19 protein-coding genes are annotated in these 22,577 nt (G+C 68.7%); 5 read left to right on the top strand and 14 right to left on the bottom strand.

Annotated elements, in window-relative coordinates; all coding sequences use genetic code 11:
* Positions 1-170 precede the first annotated feature (170 nt).
* Entirely contained in the window at positions 171-1,547 is a 1,377-nt protein-coding gene (locus GRB96_RS12360) for a glutamine synthetase family protein (protein WP_161432425.1), read from the top strand.
* 78 nt (positions 1,548-1,625) lie between these two features.
* Here GRB96_RS12360 and GRB96_RS12365 read toward each other — a convergent pair whose 3' ends face one another.
* Positions 1,626-2,321 carry a glycine zipper 2TM domain-containing protein gene (locus tag GRB96_RS12365; RefSeq protein ID WP_161432426.1) on the bottom strand — a complete coding sequence of 232 codons (696 nt, stop codon included), beginning with the start codon at positions 2,319-2,321 and terminating at the stop codon, positions 1,626-1,628.
* A 722-nt stretch (positions 2,322-3,043) separates the two neighbouring features.
* Between GRB96_RS12365 and GRB96_RS12370 the strand changes: the two genes are divergently transcribed.
* The gene (locus GRB96_RS12370) at positions 3,044-4,783 is read left to right on the top strand and encodes a formate--tetrahydrofolate ligase (RefSeq protein WP_161432427.1); all 1,740 of its coding nucleotides are present in this window, start codon (positions 3,044-3,046) and stop codon (positions 4,781-4,783) included.
* Positions 4,784-4,785: 2 nt separating this feature from the next.
* Here the strand turns inward: GRB96_RS12370 and GRB96_RS12375 are convergent, their stop codons facing one another.
* From GRB96_RS12375 to hemA, 13 genes are all read right to left on the bottom strand, one after another.
* Positions 4,786-6,078: an NAD(P)/FAD-dependent oxidoreductase gene (locus tag GRB96_RS12375; protein ID WP_161432428.1), complete on the bottom strand. Its 1,293-nt coding sequence runs from the start codon at positions 6,076-6,078 to the stop codon at positions 4,786-4,788.
* Positions 6,079-6,225: 147 nt separating this feature from the next.
* The gene (locus tag GRB96_RS12380; protein ID WP_240894163.1) at positions 6,226-7,305 is read right to left on the bottom strand and encodes an ABC transporter substrate-binding protein; all 1,080 of its coding nucleotides are present in this window, start codon (positions 7,303-7,305) and stop codon (positions 6,226-6,228) included.
* A 54-nt stretch (positions 7,306-7,359) separates the two neighbouring features.
* Positions 7,360-8,727 carry a glutamine synthetase family protein gene (locus tag GRB96_RS12385; protein WP_161432429.1) on the bottom strand — a complete coding sequence of 456 codons (1,368 nt, stop codon included), beginning with the start codon at positions 8,725-8,727 and terminating at the stop codon, positions 7,360-7,362.
* Between the two features lie 54 nt (positions 8,728-8,781).
* Positions 8,782-9,846 carry an ABC transporter substrate-binding protein gene (locus tag GRB96_RS12390; RefSeq protein WP_161432430.1) on the bottom strand — a complete coding sequence of 355 codons (1,065 nt, stop codon included), beginning with the start codon at positions 9,844-9,846 and terminating at the stop codon, positions 8,782-8,784.
* A 39-nt stretch (positions 9,847-9,885) separates the two neighbouring features.
* Positions 9,886-10,683 (bottom strand): ABC transporter permease, encoded by a 798-nt coding sequence (locus tag GRB96_RS12395; protein WP_161432431.1) that lies wholly within the window; start codon positions 10,681-10,683, stop codon positions 9,886-9,888.
* On the bottom strand, positions 10,680-11,603 hold the full coding sequence (locus GRB96_RS12400) for an ABC transporter permease (RefSeq protein ID WP_161432432.1): 924 nt from the start codon (positions 11,601-11,603) through the stop codon (positions 10,680-10,682). The genes GRB96_RS12395 and GRB96_RS12400 overlap by 4 nt, the downstream gene beginning before the upstream one ends.
* A gap of 10 nt (positions 11,604-11,613) precedes the next feature.
* A complete protein-coding gene (locus GRB96_RS12405; RefSeq protein ID WP_161432433.1) occupies positions 11,614-12,723 on the bottom strand; it encodes an ABC transporter ATP-binding protein in 1,110 nt (369 codons plus the stop codon).
* Positions 12,724-12,760: 37 nt separating this feature from the next.
* Complete coding sequence (locus GRB96_RS12410; protein WP_161432434.1) at positions 12,761-14,047, bottom strand: NAD(P)/FAD-dependent oxidoreductase; 1,287 nt, start codon at positions 14,045-14,047, stop codon at positions 12,761-12,763.
* A 253-nt stretch (positions 14,048-14,300) separates the two neighbouring features.
* Positions 14,301-15,062 carry a HesA/MoeB/ThiF family protein gene (locus GRB96_RS12415; RefSeq protein ID WP_161433110.1) on the bottom strand — a complete coding sequence of 254 codons (762 nt, stop codon included), beginning with the start codon at positions 15,060-15,062 and terminating at the stop codon, positions 14,301-14,303.
* Between the two features lie 8 nt (positions 15,063-15,070).
* Positions 15,071-15,571, bottom strand: coding sequence for an Lrp/AsnC ligand binding domain-containing protein (locus GRB96_RS12420; RefSeq protein ID WP_161432435.1), 501 nt, complete (start codon positions 15,569-15,571; stop codon positions 15,071-15,073).
* 328 nt (positions 15,572-15,899) lie between these two features.
* Positions 15,900-16,751: a peptide chain release factor N(5)-glutamine methyltransferase gene (gene prmC, locus GRB96_RS12425; protein ID WP_161433111.1), complete on the bottom strand. Its 852-nt coding sequence runs from the start codon at positions 16,749-16,751 to the stop codon at positions 15,900-15,902.
* Between the two features lie 16 nt (positions 16,752-16,767).
* A complete protein-coding gene (gene prfA, locus GRB96_RS12430) occupies positions 16,768-17,859 on the bottom strand; it encodes a peptide chain release factor 1 (RefSeq protein ID WP_161432436.1) in 1,092 nt (363 codons plus the stop codon).
* Between the two features lie 9 nt (positions 17,860-17,868).
* Positions 17,869-19,137, bottom strand: coding sequence for a glutamyl-tRNA reductase (hemA, locus tag GRB96_RS12435; RefSeq protein ID WP_161432437.1), 1,269 nt, complete (start codon positions 19,135-19,137; stop codon positions 17,869-17,871).
* A 164-nt stretch (positions 19,138-19,301) separates the two neighbouring features.
* Here hemA and GRB96_RS12440 point away from each other — a divergent pair, with 164 nt between their 5' ends.
* The 3 genes from GRB96_RS12440 to ispE are packed head-to-tail and all read left to right on the top strand — an operon-like array spanning position 19,302 to position 22,565.
* The gene (locus GRB96_RS12440; RefSeq protein ID WP_240894164.1) at positions 19,302-21,056 is read left to right on the top strand and encodes a tetratricopeptide repeat protein; all 1,755 of its coding nucleotides are present in this window, start codon (positions 19,302-19,304) and stop codon (positions 21,054-21,056) included.
* A 26-nt stretch (positions 21,057-21,082) separates the two neighbouring features.
* Complete coding sequence (gene lolB / locus GRB96_RS12445) at positions 21,083-21,700, top strand: lipoprotein insertase outer membrane protein LolB (RefSeq protein ID WP_161432438.1); 618 nt, start codon at positions 21,083-21,085, stop codon at positions 21,698-21,700.
* Positions 21,693-22,565, top strand: a complete 873-nt coding sequence (ispE, locus tag GRB96_RS12450) for a 4-(cytidine 5'-diphospho)-2-C-methyl-D-erythritol kinase (RefSeq protein ID WP_161432439.1) — start codon at positions 21,693-21,695, stop codon at positions 22,563-22,565. Before lolB ends, ispE begins: the two co-directional genes overlap by 8 nt.
* Positions 22,566-22,577 lie beyond the last annotated feature (12 nt).

Here is a 22,577-nt window from a genome sequence, read left to right on the forward strand (position 1 = left end):
AAGCGGGAGCCGAAAGGCCACAGGATACGATGGGAAACCATGAGGAAGCAGCGACCAGACGATACCGATACCACTGCCTGCGGGCCGCGTATAACGTAAAGTATTTGACAACACCCAGGTGCCACCACAAAGATAGCACCAAGCCAAGCCAAACAAGGGACTCTGCCATCATGTCGCCACACGTCGCCTCCGAGGCCCGGGACTTCCTCGCTCAGCACCCCGAGATCGACGCCATCGACCTGCTGATCAGCGATCTCAACGGCGTGCTGCGCGGCAAGCGGGTCTCTCCCGAGAACCTGGAGAAGGCCTATACCCAGGGTATCAACCTGCCCGCCTCGGTCTACGCCCTGGATATCCTCGGCAATACCATCGAGGAGACCGGTCTGGGCCTCGACAGCGGCGACGCCGATCGAGTGTGCCGGCCGCTTCCCGGCACGCTGATGCCCACCCCCTGGCGACGCCAGGGCCGCCAGGCCCAGTTGCTGATGCATATGCAGGAACCCGACGGCAGCGGCTTCTTCGCCGAGCCGCGCCAGCTGCTCGGCCGGCAGCTCGAGCGCCTGACGGCGCGTGGCCTGACCCCGGTGGTCGCCGTGGAGATGGAGTTCTACCTGGTGGACCGCCAGCGCGACGCCAGCGGCACGATCCAGCCGCCCTGCTCACCGGCGACCGGCGAGCGCGCCAGCCAGAGCCAGCTCTATTCGGTCAGTGAGCTCGACGAGTATGCGGACTTCCTCGGCGAGGTTCAGAGCGCGGCCGACATCCAGGGGCTGCCGCTGGATACCATGCTCAAGGAGTGTGCCCCGGGGCAATTCGAGATCACCCTGAAGCACGGCGCGGACGTGCTGGCCGCCTGCGACGCGGCGGTACTGCTCAAGCGGCTGATCAAGGGGGTGGCGCAGAACCATGGCTTCGAGGCCACCTTCATGGCCAAGCCCTACGGCCTCGAGGCGGGCAACGGCACCCACGTGCATATCAGCCTGCTGAACGAGGACGGCGACAACGTCTTCGCCGCCACCGACGGCGACCCCCTGGGCACTCCCGACCTGCATCATGCGGCGGCCGGCCTGCTGACGCTGATGCCGGCCAGCGTGGCGCTGTTCGCTCCGAACCTCAACTCCTTCCGCCGCTTCCAGCCGGGACTCTACGTGCCCATGGCGCCCACCTGGGGCTTCGACAATCGCTCGGTGGCGGTGCGCATCCCCTCGGGGCCCAACGCCGCACGGCGGCTCGAGCACCGGGTGGCCGGCGCCGATGCCAACCCCTACCTGCTGCTGGCGGCCCTGCTGGCGGGCATCGACTACGGCCTCTCCAGGGAGCTGACCCCGCCGCAGCCGATCACCGGCAACGCCTATGCCCAGGTCGAGCCGAGCCTGACCAACAGCTGGTGTCAGGCGCTCGACCTGCTGGAGGCAAGCGAGCCGCTCCGCGCGGCCCTGGGAGACGACTTCCTGACGGTCTTCCTGGCCAATCGACGTGCCGAACGCGATCTCGCCATGCAGCATGTCAGCCGCCTGGAGACCGACTGGTACCTGCGCCAGGTCTAGGCACCTGCCGGACTCGAGGCTGACTCACGGCGAGGGCCGGTCACATCCGACAGGCTTCAGGGCGCGAACACCGCAGGCTCACACCTCGGTGGCCTCGCCCTCCCGAACCTCGGGCTCGGCCTGCCACTGTACCTCGCCGTCAATTACCGGCAGGCGCTCGGCCTGGGGAGCGGTATCGAGGCGTCGCGACTGCTCCTCGCCGTCGAGGCGGTAGGTGACGTCATAGCCCTGGGTCTCCTCATGTTCCTCCATGACCGTGCGGCACTGCTCCTCGGTCACCACTCGCTCGCGGGTCTCGTAGCGCGTCTCGTAACGGGTCTCGTACTGGACCTGCGGCTGTGCCTGGGCATGCTGGCGGGCCTCGACACGCTCCTGCACCTCACGCCCGGCCAGGGCACCGCCGATGGCACCGGCCACGGTGGCGAGCTTCTTGCCGCTGCCACCACCGATCTGGTTGCCCAGCAGGCCACCGACGACGGCACCGGCAGCACCACCGACGATACGGTGAGGATCCCGGCTGGCCGCCGGGCCGCTCGGGGCCGGCGCCTCCACCGGTACCTGAACCGGCACCTCGACCGGCACCTCCTCGCTCACGACCCGCTCCACGTCCTCGCAGACCTCGCGGGGCCGCTCCACGGTACGGGTCACGGGCTGCACGGCCAGGATCTCGGCGTACTCCGGCCCGCGTGGCTGCTGGACCTGCCAGGCACCGAAGGCCAGCCCGCCCAGGCCCAGCACGGCCAGCGTCGCACCGACGACTATCGACTTGCTCATCTGTCACCTCCTGAAGAGAGTGGAACACCACTCGCTGAAACACCATCGGGCTCCAGGCGTGAGTGACCATGACGGCTTGGGGCGATGAGAGGGGCAGCGCAATCCGGCGCCACCCGACGAAACCCAGTATAGGATGATGCGTCCTGTCGAGGGCCCGGTGGAGATGACTTCCACAGACTCTCCCTGGCCGTCGCCGCCTGGCGACAGCCAGGTCAGCAGAGACAATCGCGGCAATCAGGCCAGGGGCTCGCCGGCGGAGGTGACGGCTTCGCCTTCCGGCTCGGCCACTGCGGCCCGCGGCGCCGCGAGCCCCCAACGCCCATCCAGCCAACGGCGGGTAGCTTCGACTCGATTGAAGGTTTAGACGTGCAGACCGACAAAAGAGGGGGCGCTCGGCCAGATGGTTGGCCATGCGCAATGACTCCAGGGCCGCGGAGAAGGCGAGTTGCGAGAACCCTGTCAGTAGCAGGAAGCCGATGTCATAGTGACCCTTGGCCGAAACGGGAGCATCCATCACGCCTCCTGATCATCGCCAGCGCACGACCGCGGCGAGGTTGTCATCAGGCATAGCCCATCCCTTCGGCTTTCGGCAAGAGCAGAGGCACAGGAGGTATGTCGTTGCGCCCAAGGCCGCGGACGTCGGCAGACAAGAGTATCGCGCGAGGCGCACGATACTGAACGCAACACGAGCACGACTCGCCGCTGCCCAGGAGGAGAGAGCGATGGCCCCACAAGCGAGCGAACCGGCGGCGGCCCCGTCGGCTGACAACCTGAGCATCGCCCGTGCGGCGAGACTCTGGCCCATCGAGGAGATCGCCCATCGCCTGGGCCTGTCCGGCGAGGCGGTGGAGCCCTATGGCCGCGGCATCGCCAAGCTCGACCTGACGGCCATGGCGAGCCTGGCCGAGCGTCCTAGGGGGCGCTACGTGGTGGTGACCTCGATGACCCCCACCCCGCCCGGGGAGGGCAAGACCACCACCGCCATCGGCCTGGTGCAGGGGCTCCAGCGCCTCGGCCACACCGCCACGGTGGCCCTGCGCCAGCCCTCCATGGGCCCGACGCTGGGCCTCAAGGGCGGTGCCACCGGCGGAGGCTACAGCCAGGTGCTGCCCATGGAGCGCATCAACCTGCACCTCACCGGCGACATCCACGCGGTGGGAGCGGCCCACAACCTGCTGGCGGCCATGGTCGACAATCACCTTCACCATCGCCTGGCCCCCGAGCTGGATCCCCGCGAGGTACGCTGGCAGCGGGTCATCGACCTCAACGACCGCGCCTTGCGGCATCTGGTGATGGGTCTCGGCGGGCGCAGCGACGGGGTCCCCCGCCAGGGCGGCTTCGAGATCACCGCCGCCTCGGAGGTGATGGCGGTACTGGCGCTGGCCGACTCCCTGGCCGACCTGCGCCGCCGCCTGGGCCGGCTGATCGTGGGACTGGACCACGACGGCGAGCCGGTCACCGCCGAACAGATCGGCGCCGCCGGTGCCATGACGGTGCTGCTCAAGGAGGCGCTCAAGCCCAACCTGCTGCAGACCCTGGAGCACGCCCCGGCGCTGATCCATGCCGGCCCCTTCGGCAACATCGCCCACGGCAACTCCTCGATCGTCGCCGACCGCATCGGCCTTCACGCCGGCGACTTCCTGATCACCGAGGCGGGTTTCGGAGCCGACATGGGTGCCGAGCGCTTCTTCAACATCAAGTGCCGGGCCTCGGGCCTCGTCCCGGATGCCGCGGTGCTGGTGGTCACGGTACGCGCCCTGAAGTACCACAGCAGCCGCCACCGAGTGATGCCCGGCCAGCCACTGCCCGCCTCGTTGCTCGGGGAATCCCCGGACGAGGTCCGGGAGGGGGGCGCCAACCTGCTCAAGCAGATCGACAACGTGCGCGCCCACGGCCTCACCCCCGTGGTGGCGATCAATGCCTTCCCCGGCGACCACCCGAGCGAGCATGCCGCCATCCGCGAGCTGTGCGCCTCGGTGGGGGTGCGCGCCGAAGTCTCCACTCATGTGCGTGACGGCGGTGAGGGTGCCATGGCCCTGGCAGAGGCGCTGATCTCGGCGATCGACGAGGCAGACACCACCGGGAACGGCTTCCACTTCCTCTACCCCGCCGAGATGGCGCTGGCGGAGAAGATCGAGCGCATCGCCACGCGCCTCTACGGCGCCGAGGGGGTCGACTTCGCCCCCGGCACACGCGAGCGACTGGAGACCTGGCAGCGCCAGGGCTACGGAGCCTATCCGGTGTGCATCGCCAAGACACATATGTCGCTGTCGGCCGACCCGAAACGGCTCGGCGCCCCGACCGGCTGGCGGCTGCCGGTGCGCGAGGTGCGCCTTTCCGCCGGCGCCGGCTTCGTCTACGCCCTGGCCGGGAACATCCTCACCATGCCGGGATTCAGTGCCTCTCCCGCCGCCACACGGCTCGATATCGATGAGGATGGCGAGACAGTCGGCCTCTACTGAGTTCAGATACCCAACCTGTCGCGGGTCTGGTAATACCAGGCGCCGACGGCCGAGAGCGGCACCCGCAGCAGGCGCCCGCCCGGGAACGGCAGCTGGGGCAGCCCGGCGAAGGCATCGAAGCGCTCCCCCTGGCCATGCATGACCTCGGCGATCAGCTTTCCGGCCAGGTGGGTGCAGGTAACGCCGTGGCCGGAGTAGCCCTGGGCGAAGTAGACATTGCCGTTGACCACCCCGAACTGGGGCAGACGGTTCAAGGTCATCAGGAAGGTGCCGCTCCAGGCGTAGTCGACCTTGACGTCGGCGAGTTCTGGAAAGGTCTTGAGCATCTTGGGACGGATCACCGCCGTGATGTCTGCCGGGTCGCTGCCGCCGTAGTTGACCCCGCCGCCGTAGAGCAGGCGGTTGTCGCGGGTCAGGCGGTAGTAGTCGAGCAGGTAGTTGCAGTCCTCCACCGCCAGGCCATTGGGAATCAGCTCACGGGCCCGCTCCTCGCCCAGCGGCTCGGTGGTGATGATCTGGGTTCCGCAGGGCATCGACCTGCCCTCGATCTCCGGCAGCACCCCCTTGAGGTAGGCGTTGCCCGCCATCACCACCCGTTCGGCGCGCACCCGGCCGTTGGCGGTGCTCACCACCACGGGCTCGCCATGCGCAAGGCCGGTCACCGGCGAGTATTCGAAGATGCGCCCGCCGAGCGACTCCAGGGCGGCGGCCTGACCCAGCACCAGGTTGAGCGGGTGCAGGTGGCCGCCACCGTGATCCACCAGGGCGCCGGAGTAGCGGTCGGAATTCACCTCGCGCTTGAGTGCCTCGCCTTCCAGCAGCTCGAGCTCGCGGTAGCCATAGCGCTCCCAGAGCGCCTGGTGCTCGCGCAGCCCCTCGAGCTGCTTTTGATTGCAGGCGGCGAAGAGGTTGCCGTCCCTGAGATCGCAGTCGATGGCATAGCGGTCGACGCGCTCGCGGATGATGCGGTTGCCCTCGAAGGCCATGTCGCCCAGGGCTCGGGCGGTCTCGGCACCGTACTTGGCCTCGATCACGTCCATGTCGCGGCTGTAGCTGTTGACGATCTGGCCGCCATTGCGCCCGGAGGCGCCGTAGCCGACCCGCACGGCCTCCAGCACCACCACCGAGAGGCCCCGCTCAGCCAGGTGAAGGGCGGCGGAGATGCCGGTGAAGCCGGCGCCCACCACGCAGACATCACACTCGACCTCGCCCTCGAGGGCGGGGCGCTCGGGAGCAGGGTTGGCGGTGGCCGCGTACCAGGACGCGGCGTGATCGGGCTCGAACGAGACGGACATGAGACCCCCTTGGAAATTTTATTCAACACTTGATCGCCATATTACCGACCTATCCCGGAGAATGGCAAACATGATGGCATTATATATTCACCAAAAAAGACGCCGCCGAGGGTGCCCCCGGCGGCGTGATGGCGAGCGCGGCCAGCCTCAGCGGCTGCGCGCCTCGTTCCACAGCTCCTGGAGCAGCTCCAGCTGCTCGCCACTCACCGAGGGGGTGAAGTGGAGCCGCTCGCGGGCGGCGGCGTCGGGCATCACCGGCGGTTCGCGAAGGGCATCGTTGACCAGCGACAGGGCCGCCTCGTTGGGCGTGGTATAGAAGTTGTAGTTGGCCAGTCGGGCGGCCACCTCGGGACGCAGCAGGTACTCGATGAAGGCCTGCGCCGCCTCGGGGTTCGGGGCGCGCGCCGGGATCGCCAGCACGTCGACCCAGCGCTGGGATCCCTCCTCGGGGATGAAGAAGCCCAGCTTGCCGTAGGTCTCGGGATCCTCGGCACGCTTTCCGGCCAGGTCACCGTTGTAGGCGATGCCGGCGTGGATCACCCCGTTGGCCACCTGTTCGATGGCCGCCGTGGCATCCACGAAGCCGACGAAGTTGTCTCGGCCGCGGGTCTCGATGACCTGCCTGGCCGCCGCTACCCAGGGCTCCTGCCCCACGCAGTCGAAGCCGGCCCCCTGGAAGGCGCAGGCGGTGCCGAAGGTGAACTGGGCGTCACCCTTGAGCAGCGCGAAGGGGTAGTCGCCGTTGACCTCGGGATCATAGAGCAGGCCCCAGCTCGGTACCGGGTCGGGCCAGGTCTCGGTGTTGTAGACGATGCCGGTGGCGCCCCACAGGTAGGGCACGGTATAGGCACCCTCGGGGTCATAGCTGGGTGCGCGGAACTCGTCGAGGATATTGTCGTGCCCCTCCAGCGCCTCGCCCTCGGCGGCCAGTGGACGCACCAGCCCGGCGTCGATCAGCCGCGGCACGAAGTAGTCCGAGGGCACGATCAGGTCGTACTGGGCGTCGCCCCCGGCGGTGAGCTTGGAGAACAGTTCGGCGTTGGAGTTGTAGTAGTTCTGTACCACCTCCAGGCCACTCTCCTCCTCGAAGTCCTCGATGATGGCCGGATCCATGTAGTCCGACCAGTTGAACAGCCGCAGCTTGCCGTCAGCGGCAGCGGCGGCCACGCTCAGCGTGAGCAGGCCCAGTCCGGCGAGCGGCGCCCAGCGGCTCGGTGTCATCGGCATCGTCATTCTCCCTGTTGCGGATCACCGGGCGCATCGAGGCGCCCGGCTGTAAGCCTAGACCCTGAGCAGCAGATGCTCCCGCTCCCAGGAACTGATCACCTGGAAATAGGCACGATGCTCGGCGCGCTTCACCGCCAGGTAGCTGTGGGTAAAACGCTCACCGAGGATATCGGCCAGGGGCTGGCAGTCGTGCAGCAGATCCAGGGCCGGGCCGATATCGTCGGGCAGCTTGTGGCCGCCGGACCAGGCGGAGCCGGTCATCGGCGGACGCGGCTCGAGCTGGCTGAGCATGCCCAGGTAGCCGCAGGCCAGCGAGGCAGCCATCACCAGGTAGGGGTTGGCATCGGCGCCGGCCAGGCGGTTCTCCACCCGGGTCGCCTCGGGCGACGAGACTGGCACCCGCAGCCCCACCGTGCGGTTGTCCATGCCCCACTCCACGTTGATCGGCGCAGAACCGCTGCTCTCGGTGCGCATCAGGCGACGATAGGAGTTGACGTTGGGAGCCAACAGCGGCATCACCGACGGCAGGTACTTCTGCAGGCCGCCGATGAAGTGGTGGAAGAGCCGGCTGGGCTGGCCGTCGTCGCCGGCGAAGACGTTATGCCCGTCCTTGGCGTCCAGCAGGCTCTGGTGGATATGCATGGAGCTGCCCGGCTCGTTGGCCATGGGCTTGGCCATGAAGGTGGCGTACATGCCGTGGCGCAGCGCCGTCTCGCGCAGGGTGCGCTTGAACATCACCACCTGGTCGGCCAGTGCCAGCGGGTCGCCATGCTGGAAGTTGACCTCCATCTGCCCCGCCCCCTCTTCGTGGATCAGGGTGTCCAGGTCGAGATTCATGGCCTCGCAGTAGTCGTACATCTCCTCGAACAGCGGATCGAACTCATTGACCGCATCGATGGAGAAGGACTGACGGCTGCTCTCCTGGCGCCCGGTACGGCCGATGGGCGGCTCCAGGGGGTAGTCGGAGTCGGTGTTGGTCTTGACCAGGTAGAACTCCACCTCGGGGGCGATCACCGGGGTCCAGCCACGCTTGGCATAGAGCTCCAGCACCCGCTTGAGCACATGGCGCGGCGCCAGCTCCACCGGCTCACCGGTCAGGTAGTAGCAGTCGTGGATGATCTGGGCAGTGGGATCCTCGGCCCAGGGCACCAGGAAGACGGCCTTGGGATCGGGCACCAGCTCCATGTCCCGCTCGGCGGGATTCCAGAAGCGGATATCCTCGTCATCGGGATACCCCCCGGTGACGGTCTGGATGAAGATCGAGTCGGGCAGGCGCGGTCGCCCGCCGTTGAGGTACTTGCCGGCGGGCATGATCTTGCCCTTGAGGATGCCGGTCAGGTCGCTGACCAGGCACTCCACCTCGGTGATACCGTGATTCTGGAACCAGTCGTTGAGGAGCGGCTGCTCCTGTCGGTTACTCATGGGAATGTCCTTGCTCATGGTAAGGCGGCCCCCGGCGCACCGGGGGCCGTCCGCTCAGCGTGACTGAACCTCCGACCAGAGCTGCTGGAAGATCTGCAGGGACTCGCCCTCCAGGCTCGGCGTGAAGCGCAGGCGTGCCATGTCATCCTCGCTGGGCTGCACTGGCGGCACGGTCAGCACCTCATCCAGGTAGGGCTCGGCGGCGGCATTGGGGCTGGCGTAGTAGTTGTAGTTGGAGAGCTGGGCGCCCACCTCGGCATCGAGGATGAAGTCGATGAACTTGTGGGCCATGTCGGCATTGGGGGCCTCGGAGGTGATCATCATCGAGTCCACCCACATCTCGGCCCCCTCGTCGGGGATCATGAAGTCCAGGGTTTCGAAGGACTCCGGGTCCTCGTCCTTGAAGAACAGGTAGTCGCCGTTGTAGGAGAGTCCGATATGGGTCACGCCGCGGGCCAGCTGCTGCAGCGCCGGGGTGCCGTCGGTGAAGCCGCTGAAGGTATCGCGTCCCTTGGTCTCGATCAGCAGGCGGGCGGCCTCCTTCCAGCCCTCGGGGTCGGTGCAGTCGTAGCCGTGGCCGAGGTAGGCGCAGGCGCCGCCCAGGCTGACCTGACCGTCCCCCATCAGCGCGAAGGGATGGTCCGGATTGACCTCGGGGTCGAACAGCAGCGACCAGCTCTTGGGCGCATCCGGGAAGGTCTCGGTGTTGTAGACCACCCCGGTGGTGCCCCACTGGTAGGGGGCGGTGTACTCGGCGCCCGGGTCGAACACCGGGTCCTGGAACTGCTCCATGACGTTGGCGAAGTTGGGAAGCTTCGCCTTGTCGAGCTTCTGCACCAGGCCGGTCTCGATCAGCCGCGGCACGTAGTAGTTGGAGGGCACGATGATGTCGTACTGGGAGACACCCCCGGCCTGGAGCTTGGAGAGCATCTCAGGCAGCGAGTTGAAGTAGTTCTGCACCACCTCGACGTCGTACTTCTCCTCGAAGGCCTCGATGATCTCGGGGTCCATGTACTCGGTCCAGTTGAACAGGTAGAGCTTGTTCTCCTGGGCCTGGACGCTGCCGGCGAGCAGCGCGGCGCCGACGGACAGGGCAAGTGCGGTCTTGTTGATTGTCATGATGACTCTCCTGGTTTCCCCGTGGAGTGAGGTGCCGGCTCAGGCCTGCCGGCGACGGCTGAACATCAGGCTGATGATGGCGGCGATGGCTACCGCGCCGATCATCAGGGTAGCGATGGCGTTGATCTCGGGCGACACCCCCTTCTTGATCGCACCCCAGATGTAGATCGGCAGGGTCGCGCTCTCCGGCCCCGCGGTGAAGAAGCTGATCACGAAGTCATCCACCGACAGGGTGAAGGAGAGGAAGAAGGCCGAGATCAGCGCCGGCTTGATGGTCGGCAGCATGAAGTGGATCACCCGCTTGGCCGGCGTGGCATAGAGATCCTTGGCCGCCTCGAAGAGCGTCGGGTCCAGACCCACGAAGCGCGAGTAGACGATCAGCGCCACGAAGGGGATCTGGAAGGTGACGTGGGCGATGATCATGGTGCCCAGGCCCGGCTGGAAGAGCCCGGTCAGGCGGTGGATCTGCACAAAGAAGGCCATCTCCGAGATGCCGAAGACGATGTCGGGCAGCACGATGGGCAGGTAGATCAGCACGATCAGCCAGCCCAGCTTGCGATGCCGGTGACGGTACATGCCGTAGCCGATCAGGCAGCCGACGCCCAGTGCGATCACCGAGGAGACGATGGCCAGCACCATGCTGTTGGCGAAGGCCGAGAGGATCTCCTCGTTGCCCAGCAGCCGCTCGTACCAGCGCAGCGAGAAGCCGGTAAAGCGTGCCGCGCTGTTGGAGGCGTTGAAGGAGAACAACATCACCACCGCCAGCGGCAGGTAGAGGAAGGCCAAGGTGAACCACCAGAAGCCGGTCAGGCCTCGCTTGAGCGTGCGCTTTCTCATATCACCACCTCCTCGCCGCCACCCAGGCGCTTGCCGATGCGACGCATGGCGTAGAGCCCGATGAAGGTGGCGATCAGCATCAGGATCGCGCCGGCCGCCCCCAGCGGCCAGTTGGCGCCACCGGAGAACTGGTTGGCCACCAGGTTGCCGAGCATCATGCCCTTGCCGCCGCCCAGCAGCTCGGGGATTACATACATGCCGAAGGCGGGAATCGCCACCAGCACGATGCCGGCCAGCAGCCCCGGCAGGGTCTGGGGGAACACCGCATGCCAGAAGGCGCGCACGGGCGAGGCGTAGAGGTCCTGGGCGGCCTCCACCTGGGCGGTATCGAGCTTCTCGAAGGCGGCGTAGAGCGGCAGCACCATGAAGGGCAGGAAGTTGTAGACCAGGCCCAGGGTCACCGCGAAGTTGGAGGGGTAGAGCCCCATGTTGGGAGCGATCAACCCCAGGCTCTCGGCCAGGCCGGAGAGCGGGGTGCCCGGGGCCAGCAGGTTCATCCAGCCGAAGGTGCGGATCACCTGGTTGGTCCAGCTGGGTACCACCACCAGCAGCAGCATGATCGGCCGCCACTTCGCGCGACAGGTGCTGATGTAGTAGGCGATGGGGTAGGCAACGATCACCACCAGGCCGGTGGAGACCAGGGTCTGCCACAACGAGCGCAGCAGGGTGTAGAGGTTGCCCGGGCTCCAGCCCAGGAAGCCGAAGCCCGCCAGGCGCCGGAACGATTCCAGCGACAGCGGCATCTCCGGCAGGCCGTAGGGGCCATTGGTCATGAAGGCCACGCCCATCAGGTAGGCGCTGGGCAACACCAGGAAGATGATGATCCAGGTCGCCCCGGGGGCGACGGTAAACAGCAGGTGGCGACTCTCGCGCACCATGGCCCGGCTGCGGGCCGTCGGGGTCACGCCGGCGTAGGACATGGGAAACTCCTCATTCGCTCAGGGTGACCAGGTCTTCCGGGGCCACCTTGACGGTGACCCGGTCGCCCACCTCGGGCAGGCGCCGTCCGCGGTTGTTCAGCGTGGCCTGCAGCGTCGTCTCGCCCACCTCCAGGCGATACTCGGCGTGGCTGCCGCGGTAGAGCCGCTCGCTGACGGTGGCCGGCAGCTGGTTCTCGCCGGCCTGCTCGCCGGGGAGCAGGTCCAGGGTCTCGGGGCGGATCAGCAGCAGGTCGCCCTCCCCGGCCGCTTCGGCGGTAAGCTCGCCGAGCGACGTGGTCAGGCGGTCGCCGTCGCGGGCACTGATCGGGTAGAGGTTGTCATGACCCATGAAGCGCGCCACGAAGGCGTTGGCCGGGTGCTCGTAGACCTCCCGGGGCGGGCCCACCTGCTGGATCACTCCGCCGTTGAGCACGGCGATGCGGTCGGACATCACCATCGCCTCCTGCTGGTCGTGGGTGACGAACACGAAGGTCATGCCCAGGCGCTTCTGTACCCGCAGCAGCTCCACCTGCAGCTGGCTGCGCAGGCCGGCATCCAGCGCCGAGAGCGGCTCGTCGAGCAGCAGCACGTCGGGCTCGTTGACCAGCGCCCGGGCCAGGGCGATGCGCTGGCGCTGGCCGCCGGAGAGCTGGTCGACGCGGCGGTCCACCAGGTCGCCCAGCTTGATGAATTCGGCGATCTTCGCCACCCGCGCCTCGCGCTCCCCGGGGGGCATGCCACGCATCTTGAGGCCGAAGGCCAGGTTCTCGCGCACCGACAGGTGCGGGAAGAGCGCATAGGACTGGAACACGGTATTGACGCTGCGCTTGTGGGGTGGCACCTCGGTGACGTCACGGCCGCCGATGGCCAGGCGCCCGTCATCGGCCTCCTCCAGCCCGGCGAGGATGCGCAGCAGGGTGGTCTTGCCGCAGCCGGAGGGGCCCAGCAGGGTGAAGAACTCGCCGGCCTCGATGACCAGAGCGACGCCGTCCAGGGCCACGGTGTCGCGCCCGAAGCGCTTGTGCAGCCCCTGCATCTCGATGGAGGAGGCCTCGCGAGTCGACTCGGCGGCCTCGGCTCGCGAGGCCTCGGCGGCATCCAGGGTCAGGGTATCGTTCATGGCGTTGCTCTCTGTTGTTTTGGTGTCTCGCCGGCCGTCACAGCCGGTCACGCAGCTTGTAGAAGGTGGTCGCCAGTACCAGCAGTGGGGTCCGCAACAGGGCTCCCCCCGGGAAGCGCCGATGAGGCATGGCGGCGAAGGCGTCGAAACGTTCGGCCTGGCCGGCGATGGCCTCGGCCATCAGCCGCCCGGCCAGCCCCGCCAGGGCCATGCCGTGTCCGGAGTAGCCCTGGGCATAGTAGATATTGCCGCCGAGGCGGCCGAAGTCCGGCGCACGATTGAGCGTGATGGCCACGTCGCCACCCCAGCGATAGTCGATGGAAATGCCCTCGAGCACCGGGAAGAGTCGCGCGATCTTGGCATCCATGCGCGCCTGGATGCCCTTGGGCTCGCGGCCGTCGTAGCTCACCTCGCCGCCGTAGATAAGGCGGCGATCACCGGAGAGGCGGTAGTAGTCGAGCACGAAGTTGGCATCCGACAGGGCGTCGTTGTGGGGCAGTACCTGCGCCGCCTGGTCCTCGCTGAGCGGGGCGGTGGCGATCATGTAGTTGGCGGCACGCATCACCCGCCCCCCCATTTCCGGCACCAGCCCCGCCTGGTAGGCGTTGGTGCCCAGCACCACGAAATCGGCGGTGACCCGCCCGGCGGCGGTACGCACGCTGGCCGGCTGGCCACGCTCGATGGCCACGGCGGCGCTCTGCTCGTGGATGACCACCCCGGCCTCGCGGGCGGCGCGGGCCAGCCCCAGGGTGTAGTTGAGCGGGTGCAGATGCCCGGCAGCGGACTCGTGCAGGGCGGCCGGGTAGGCGTCGGTGACCACCCGTTCACGCAGTGCATCGCCCTCGAGCATCTCGAGATCATGGTAGTCATAGTCCCGGGCCATGCGCTCGCGGTGCTCGGCCAGCTCGCGCACATGGCGCGGCTTGACCGCCGCATGCAGGTAGCCCCACTGCAGGTCGCAGGGGATGGCGTGGCGCTCGACACGCTCGGCGGTCAGGCGAACCGCCTCGCGACTGAGCTGCCAGATGTCGCGGGCCCGCTCACGCCCCAGGGCCTTCTCCACGGTGGCCATGTCGGTGCCCAGCCCCGGCAGGATCTGCCCGCCGCTGCGCCCCGAGGCGCCGTAGCCGATCTCGCCGGCCTCCAGCAGCACCACCGAGTAGCCGCGTTCGGCCAGCTCCAGCGCTGCCGAGGAGCCGGTGATGCCGCCCCCCACCACGCAGACATCGGCGCGTACCTCGCCCTCGAGGGGCGGACAGGCGCCGAGGTCGACGGCGATGGAGTCGCGGTACCAGGAGTTCGGCGGTGCGGCGTGGTCGGTCATGCGGGCTCCCCGGGGTTGGGCGCTGGGCGCCGGTGGCCATTGTCGTTGTTGTGAAGACGGGTGCTGCTGGGAATCAGTTTGACACCAGGCGACGCGTGCATGTCAAGTATTCAATAACAACGCCCAACCACCACAGCCCCCTTTCCCGGACGCCCAGGCAACCGGCCCTGGCATCGCTACTGCGCCATGAAGGGCCGTACGTCGCGATCGTGCAGGCGCTCGGCGCGGCGCGCCAAACGTCAAGAAATCACGATCACGATACCGTCACGGGATTGCCACAGGTGACGCAGGCAGGATCCCGCGGCACGCCGAAGCGGCGCCACTCGCCGCTCAGGCCGTCGAAGGTGGAGAGCCCCCGATGGGGGGTGCCCGCACCGCTGAGCAGCTTGATCGCCTCCAGTGCCTGGAAGCTGCCGATCAGCCCCACCAGAGGCGCCACCACGCCGCTCTCGGCGCAGGAGAGCGCCGCGTCGCCCTGGCCATCCGGGGGATAGAGACAGGCGTAGCAGGGGCAGTCGGGATCGCGGGGGTCGAACACCGCCAGCTGGCCCGAGAAGCGGATCGCCGCGCCCGAGACCAGCGGCACCCCGGCCGCGTGGCAGGCGGCGTTGATGGCGTAACGGCTGGAGAAGCGGTCGGTGCAGTCGAGCACCACGTCGGCGGCGGCCACCGCCGTGGCCATGCTCTCGCCCTCCAGATGCGTCGTACACGTCTCGATGCGACACCCCGGGTTGAGCGCCTGCGCCGCCTCGCGGGCCGACTCGGCCTTGTTGCGCCCCAGGTCCGCCTCGCCGTGGGCGATCTGGCGCTGCAGGTTGGAGAGCTCGACCTCGTCGGCATCGGCCAGGGTCAGCCGCCCGACACCGGCGGCGGCCAGGTAGAGGGCCACCGGCGACCCCAGGCCACCGGCGCCGACCACCAGGGCGTGGCCGGCAAGCAGGCGCTCCTGGCCCTCGATGTCGATGGCCTCGAGCATGATCTGGCGGCTGTAGCGCAGCAGGTCGCGGTCGTTCATGGCGTGACTCACTTGCTGTCGAACTCCTCGATATCGGGCACGTGGAGGGAGAACTCCTCCTTGACCTCCTCCATCACCACGTAGCTCTTGGACTCCTTGACCCCCGGCAGGGTCAGCACCACGTCGCCGAGCAGCTGACGATAGGCAGACATCTCGGGAATGCGGCACTTGAGGATGTAGTCGAACTGCCCCGAGACCAGATGGCACTCCTGGATCTGGGGCAGGCGCGCCACGGCGCGGCGAAACTCGTCGAACACCGCCGGCGACTGGGTCTCCAGGCTGATCTCCACGAACACCAGCAGGTTGGCCTTGAGCGCCCGGGGATCGAGCACGGCACGGTAGCCGCGAATCACCCCTGCGCGCTCCAGGCGCTTGACCCGCTCAAGGCAGGGGGTGGTGGAGAGTCCCACCTGGCTGGCGAGGTCGACGTAGGAGATACGCGCGTTCTCCTGCAGGCAGCGCAGGATCTTGAGGTCGATGCGGTCGAGGGAGCGGGACTTGGCTTTCATTGTAATGGGTGGCACCGGTCGGAAGAGTCATGAGCGCCGCCGCAACAGCAGAATCGACTGCTAATCACCCTGCATTACGGCAGCTGACGGAAATATCATCTGCCGAAGGTGTACCACAGCCTCGCATCCACGGCTATCAACGCTTGGTCTGACTCAGGGCTATCGCAGATGACTTGTCGCTCGGGGCTGATCTGGCGACAAGCCTTCGAGGAGGCGCTGTGAACCCCTCCCTGGGCGCTACCGACGCCATCCCTGGCGTAGGACCTCCTCTACGGCTTGTCACCAGCGCCCCTTGGTTTCTGCAACTGCGATTGCTCTGTGGCCTGACTCACGCCGGGTGACGCCCCAGGCTGATGCGCTCATGGCCGGCGAGGTCGCGGCGGCTGGCCACCTCGGCGTAGCCCGCCTCCACCAGTGCCTCGCGCACCGCCTCGGCCTGGCGAAAGCCATGCTCCAGCAGCAGCCAGCCGCCGGGCAGCAGGTGCTCGCGTGCCGCCGCCACCAGGTGGCGCAGGTCGGCCAGGCCCTCGCCACCGGCCACCAGCGCCGAGCGCGGCTCGAAGCGCACGTCGCCCTCGGCCAGGTGCGGGTCGTCCGCGGCGATATAGGGGGGATTGGAGACCACCAGGTCGAAGCGGGCATCCTCGCCCTGCCCGGCCAGGGCGGCGAACCAGTCGCTCTCGTCGAACACGGCGTTGGCCAGGGCGTGACGCGCGGCATTTTGTCGCGCCAGGGACACCGCCTCGGGGCGGATATCCAGGCCCAGCACGCGCCAGCCGGGGCGTTCACTGGCAAACGCCAGGGCGATGGCGCCGCTGCCGGTGCCCAGGTCGAGCAGCCGCCCGCCAGACGTCGTGGCCAGGGCCAGCGCCGCCTCGACCAGGGTCTCGGTATCGGGGCGCGGAATCAGGGTGCTGGGGTCGGTGGCCAGGGTAAGCCCCCAGAACTCGCGCTCGCCGGTGAGATAGGCCACCGGCTCTCCCGCCATGCGGCGCGCCAGCAGCGCCCGAAAGCGCCCAGTCGCCTCGCCGTCGGCGTCGCGGTCGCCCCAGGTGTAGAGCCAGGTGCGCTCGACACCCAGCACATGGCAGAGCAGTACCTCGGCATCGAGGCGGGCCGACGGCGAGCCCGCCGCAACCAGACTCGCCGTGGCCTCGGCCAGCAGGGCGTCGAGGGTCACTCTTCCGCCCGCCACCTCAGGCCTCCTGCTGCAGGGCGGCGAGCTGTTCGGCCTGATACTCGTGGATCAGCGGCTCGATCACTTCATCGAGGTGTTCGCCGCCGATCACTTCGGCGAGCTTGTAGAGGGTGAGGTTGATGCGGTGGTCGGTGACCCTCCCCTGGGGAAAGTTGTAGGTGCGGATGCGCTCGCTGCGATCCCCGGAGCCCACCAGGGAGCGCCGGGTATCGGCCTGCTGCTGGCGCTGGCTGTCCACGGCGTGCTGCTTGAGGCGGGCGGCGAGCAGCGACATCGCCTTGGCGCGGTTCTTGTGCTGGCTGCGCTCCTCCTGGCACTCCACCACCACGCCACTGGGCAGGTGGGTGATGCGGATGGCGGAGTCGGTGGTGTTGACGTGCTGGCCGCCGGCGCCGCTGGAGCGGAAGGTGTCCACGCGCAGGTCGCCCGGGTCGAGGTCGATGTCGCCCACCGCCTCCACCTCGGGCATCACCGCCACGGTGCAGGCGGAGGTGTGGATGCGCCCCTGGGACTCGGTGGCCGGCACGCGCTGCACGCGGTGGGCGCCGGACTCGAACTTGAGCCGGGCGTAGGCCCCCTCGCCCTTGATGCGCGCGATGACCTCCTTGTAGCCGCCCTGCTCGCCGTGGCTGGCGCTGATCACCTCCACCTTCCAGCCGTGCTTCTCGGCGTAGCGGGAGTACATGCGGAACAGGTCGCCGGCGAACAGCGCCGCCTCGTCGCCACCGGTACCGGCGCGCACCTCGAGGAAGACGCCACGGCCATCGTCGGGGTCTTTCGGCACCAGCAGGCGCTTGAGGGTCACCTCCAGGGCGTCACGCTTCTCGCGACTCTCGGCCAGTTCGAGCTCGGCCAGCTCGCGCATCTCGGGGTCACTGTCGGAGGCGAGCTGTGCGGCGTCCTCGATATCGTTCTCCACGGCGCGATATTCCCGCCACGCCTCCACCAGGGACTCGAGCTCGGCATATTCACGGGAGTAGTCGCGGAAGCGGGCCTGGTCGCCGATCACCTCGGGCTCCGCCAGCAGGGCGGCGAGCTCCTCGAAGCGCTCGCCGAAGGCGTCGAGACGCGCACGCAGGGAAGCTTTCATGAATCGGTCCTATCGGGTCTTGTCGGGGGTCGCCTCGAGCAGCAGCACGCTGGCCGCCTCGAGCAGGTCGTGGCGTTCTGCGGAAGCGGCCTCACGCAGCGCCACGGTGGGGCCGTGCAGCAGCCGGTTGGTGAGCTGATGGGCCAGGCGCCGCACCACGGCCTCGGGATCCTCGCCGCGACCGAGCCGCGCCAGGGCCTGCTCCAGGGAGTGGTCGCGCTGCACCTCGCCACGGGAGCGGTAGTCATGGATCAGCTCGCCGCCGCTGCGGATGCGACGGTCATGCAGCCAGGCACCCACGCCGTGCTCGATCAGCGACTCCGCCTGGTCGGCGGCCACCTGGCGGTGGCGGCGGTTCTCCGCGATCACCTCCTGAAGGTCATCCACCGTATACAGGAAGATGTCGGCCAGCTGGCCCACCTCGGGCTCGATGTCCCGGGGCACGGCAATATCGACCATGAAGATCGGCCGGTGACGGCGCTTCTTCAGAGCCCGCTCCACCATGCCCTTGCCGAGGATCGGCAGCGGCGCCGCGGTGGAGGAGATGACGATATCGGCATCGGCCAGGGCGTCGGGGATGGCATCCAGGGTGATCGCCCGGCCACCCAGTGGCGCGGCCAGAAGCTCGCCGCGCTCGCGGGTGCGGTTGGCCACGGTAAGCTGGCTGACGCCCGCCTCCACCAGGTGGCGGGCCACCAGCTCGATGGTCTCGCCGGCGCCGATCAGCAGCGCCCGGGCGCGGCCGAAGTCATCGAAGATGCGGCTGGCCAGGCTCACCGCCGCATAGGCCACCGACACCGGGTTGCGGCCGATGCCGGTCTCGGTGCGCACCTGCTTGGCCACGGCGAAGGTGTGCTGGAACAGGCACTCCAGTTCCTTGCCCAGGCCACGCCCCAGGCGACTGGCCTGGTAGGCGTCCTTGAGCTGGCCGAGGATCTGCGGCTCGCCCAGCACCATGGAGTCCAGCCCCACCGCCACCCGCATCAGGTGGCGGGCGGCGTCGTTGTCCAGGTAGTGATAGGCGCACTTCGAGAGGTCATCGACCGGCAGGCCGTGAAAGCGGCCCAGCCAGTCCAGGATGGCCACCTCCCCTTCGGGCTCGGTCACGCAGTAGAGCTCGGTGCGATTGCAGGTGGAGAGGACGGCCGCCTCCTTTACCTCGGGCAGGCCACGCAGTTCGCCCAGCGCGGCATCCAGCTCGGCGGGGTCGAAGGCCACCTGCTCGCGCACCTCCACGGTGGCGGTTCGGTGATTGATTCCAAGGGCAAGCAGCGTCATGCGTCGGGCATCTTGAACGTGGGGTGTGCGGCCATTACGGCCTCGCGATCGAGGCGCGAGGATTCTATCACAGCCGACAGGCGAAGGGCGCACCCCACCGCTTGCCTTTGCCCACGCCGGCCGAGCCGTTATGCTGAGGCCACCGCACCGCAAGCGAGACCCCCATGGCCCGCGCCCCGCTTTCCCTGTTACCCCTGCCTCTGGCGATGCCGGCACTGGCCCTGATGCTGGCCGGCTGCCAGGCGTGGCCGCTCGCCGACGACGAGGCCTCACTGATGGAGGACCCGCTGGCCGGTGCCCCGCCCATCGAGCGCGGCCTCGACGCCGAAGGCCTGGCCGGGCTGATCACCGCGGAGCTGGCCGGCCAGCGCGGTGATTACCGACGTGCGGCCGAGGGCTATCTTACCGCAAGCCAACGCTACCGCAGCGCCGGCCTGGCGGAGCGGGCGGCACTGGCCGCGAGCTTCGGCAACGAACCCGAGCTGCTCGACCGAGCCGCCCGGGAGTGGCAGGGGCTGGCTCCCGGCAGCCCCGCGCCGGCCCGGCTGCTGGCCGGCCTCGCCGTGCAGCGCGGCGACTGGGACGAAGCGCTGCGCCAGCGGCTGGCACTGGTTCGGGAGGGCGGCGACAGCGAGATCTCGCCGCTGGTCGAATCCGCCCTGGCAGCCAACGCCGACGCTGCCCCGCTGCTGTCCAGGCTGCGCGACTACCTGGCCACGGCGCCTGAGGATGCCCGCCGCCATGACGCCGAGCTCGCCACCGCTATGCTCGAGGTAGCCGTCGGCGAGACGGATGCCGCCGAACGACGCCTGGAGCGACTCGGAGCCCGGGCTCCGGAGCTGCCGGCGCTGTGGCTGACCCGTGCCCGGTTGGCCCAGGAGGCGGACGACCCGCGTGCCGCCCGCAGCGCCGCACGCCGCGGCCTCGAGGTCTCGCCTGGCGACGCCCGCTTCATCCTGCTGCTGGCCCAGAGTGAGCTGCGCCTGGGTAACGTCGCGGCCGCCGAGGCGCAGACCGACGCCCTGCTCGAGGAGCATACCGGCGATGCCGCGCTGACCATCGGCCTGGCCCGCCTCTACCTTGACGAAGGGCACCACGAGCCGGCACGGCGCCTACTGCTGCCGCTGGTGGAGTCCCCCGAGGCCCCCGCCGATGCCTTCCTGCTGCTCGGCGATATCGCCCGCGCCGAGGGCGAGATCGACAACGCCCTGCTTTATTACCGCCAGGTACCCCTGGAGCAGGGCTTCCTGCTCAGCCGGCTGCGGGCCGCCGAGATGCTGGTCGAGGACGACCGGCTGGATGACGCACGCACCTTCCTGCGCAACGAGCGGCTGCGCCACGACGACTGGTTCAGCGAACTGGTCTCCCTGGAAGCCGAGCTGCTCGACCGCGAGGGTCTCGGCGAGGACGCCGATGCCCTGCTCGACCGCGAGCTGGCCCGCACCCCCAACGACGAGCAGCTGCTCTACCTGCGTGGAATGCGCGCCTGGGAGGCTGGCGACCTGGCGGGCATGGAGCGCGACCTGGGGCGCATCATCGAGCGCAACCCCGACAACGCCATGGCCCTCAACGCCCTGGGCTACACCCTGGCCGACCAGGGACCCGCATCACGCCTGGCGGAAGCCCGCGAACTGGTCGAGCGCGCCCACGCCCTCGAGCCCGACAACCCCGCCATCCTCGACAGCCTGGGCTGGGTGCATTACCGCGAGGGCGACCCGCAAGGCGCCCTGCCATGGCTGGAGCGCGCCTATCGCGTCATGCCCGACCAGGAGATCGCCGCCCACCTGGCCGAGGTGCTGTGGGCCCTGGACCGCCGCGAGAAGGCCCGCGAACGTGTCCGCGAGGCCCTCGAGCGCTTCGACGAACATCCGCTGATCGACGACCTGCTGCAACGCATCCCGGAAATTGCTCCCCGATAACACGCCCACCCGACCATGAGACCGCCATGCGACGCCGACACCCGCTTCGACTCACCGCCGCCCTGCTGCTGATGGCCCTGGCCGCCGGCTGCGCCCGACAGGCTCCGCTGCCCGAGGGGGAGCGGGCCGCGGGGCAGTGGCAGGCCCAGGAGGCACGCATCGAGTCACTGGATACCTGGCAACTGGCCGGCAAGGCCGGGCTGCGCACCCCCGAGGACTCCACCAGTGCCAACCTCGACTGGAGCCAGCACCCCCACTACTACCGCCTGCTGATCAGTGGCCCCTTCGGCGGCGGCCGCACTACCCTTGAGGGCCGCGAGGGACGGTTCTCGTTGACCACCTCCGAAGGGCGCTTCGAGGCCGAGACCCCCGAGGCGCTGATGCAGCAACAGCTCGGCTGGTCGCTGCCGCTCGGTGCACTGTCGGACTGGATCCGCGGCCTGCCCGGCGACGCCAGCGACTATCGGCTCGAGGAGGACGAACTGGGCTTCCCGGCCCGCCTCGAACAGGATGGCTGGAAGGTCGACTACCGCGACTGGCTCCATACCGACGGCCTGTGGCTACCGAGACGCCTGGTGATGACCTACGGTGATCTGCGGGTGACCTTGGTGGTCAACGACTGGCGCCCCGTCGTCGATGAGTGACGCCCAGCCCGCCCCGTGCCGGCGCCTGACCTTGCCGGCCCCGGCCAAGCTCAACCGCATGCTGCACATCACCGGGCGGCGCGCCGACGGCTACCACGAGCTGCAGACGCTGTTCCAGTTTCTCGATCATGGCGATACCCTGCACCTGACCCGGCGCGAGGATGGCGAGATCCGGCTGACGCCGGAGGTTCCCGGCGTGCCCCATGACCAGAACCTGATCGTGCGTGCGGCACGTCGGCTCCAGGCGGAGAGTGGCTGCCGGGTGGGCGCCGATATTCGCCTGGAGAAGCGCCTGCCCATGGGTGGCGGCCTGGGCGGTGGCAGCTCGGATGCCGCGACCGTCCTGCTCGGCCTCGACGCCCTCTGGGGACTGGGGCTGTCGCTCGACCGCCTCGCCGAACTGGGCCTGGCGCTGGGCGCCGATGTGCCGGTCTTCGTGCGCGGCCACGCCGCCTGGGCCGAGGGGATCGGCGAGCGCCTCACGCCGGTGGATCTCGACACGCCCTGGTTCGTGGTGGTCCACCCTGGTATCGAGGTGGCCACCCCGGCGGTATTCCGGGCCCCCGAATTGACACGCCACACCCCCCCGATTACCATGGCGCGCGCCCTGCAGGGGGGAGCGTCCAGCTGGCGCAACGACTGCGAGGCCACGGTCAGGTCACTCTATCCGCCGGTAGCCGCAGCCCTGGACTGGCTGGCGCGACGAGCCCCGACCATGCTGACCGGCACGGGTGCCTGCATCTTCGCCAGCGTGGCAGACGAGAAGCAGGCCGACCGGCTGCTGGCCGAGATCGACGGCCGCTGGCAGGCCTTCAAGGCCCACGGCCTGAATCGCTCTCCGCTGCATGACGCTCTGGATCGCTGATCACACCCGATC

This window comes from Halomonas alimentaria (genome assembly GCF_009902005.1).
GTDB classification, from domain to species: domain Bacteria; phylum Pseudomonadota; class Gammaproteobacteria; order Pseudomonadales; family Halomonadaceae; genus Halomonas; species Halomonas alimentaria.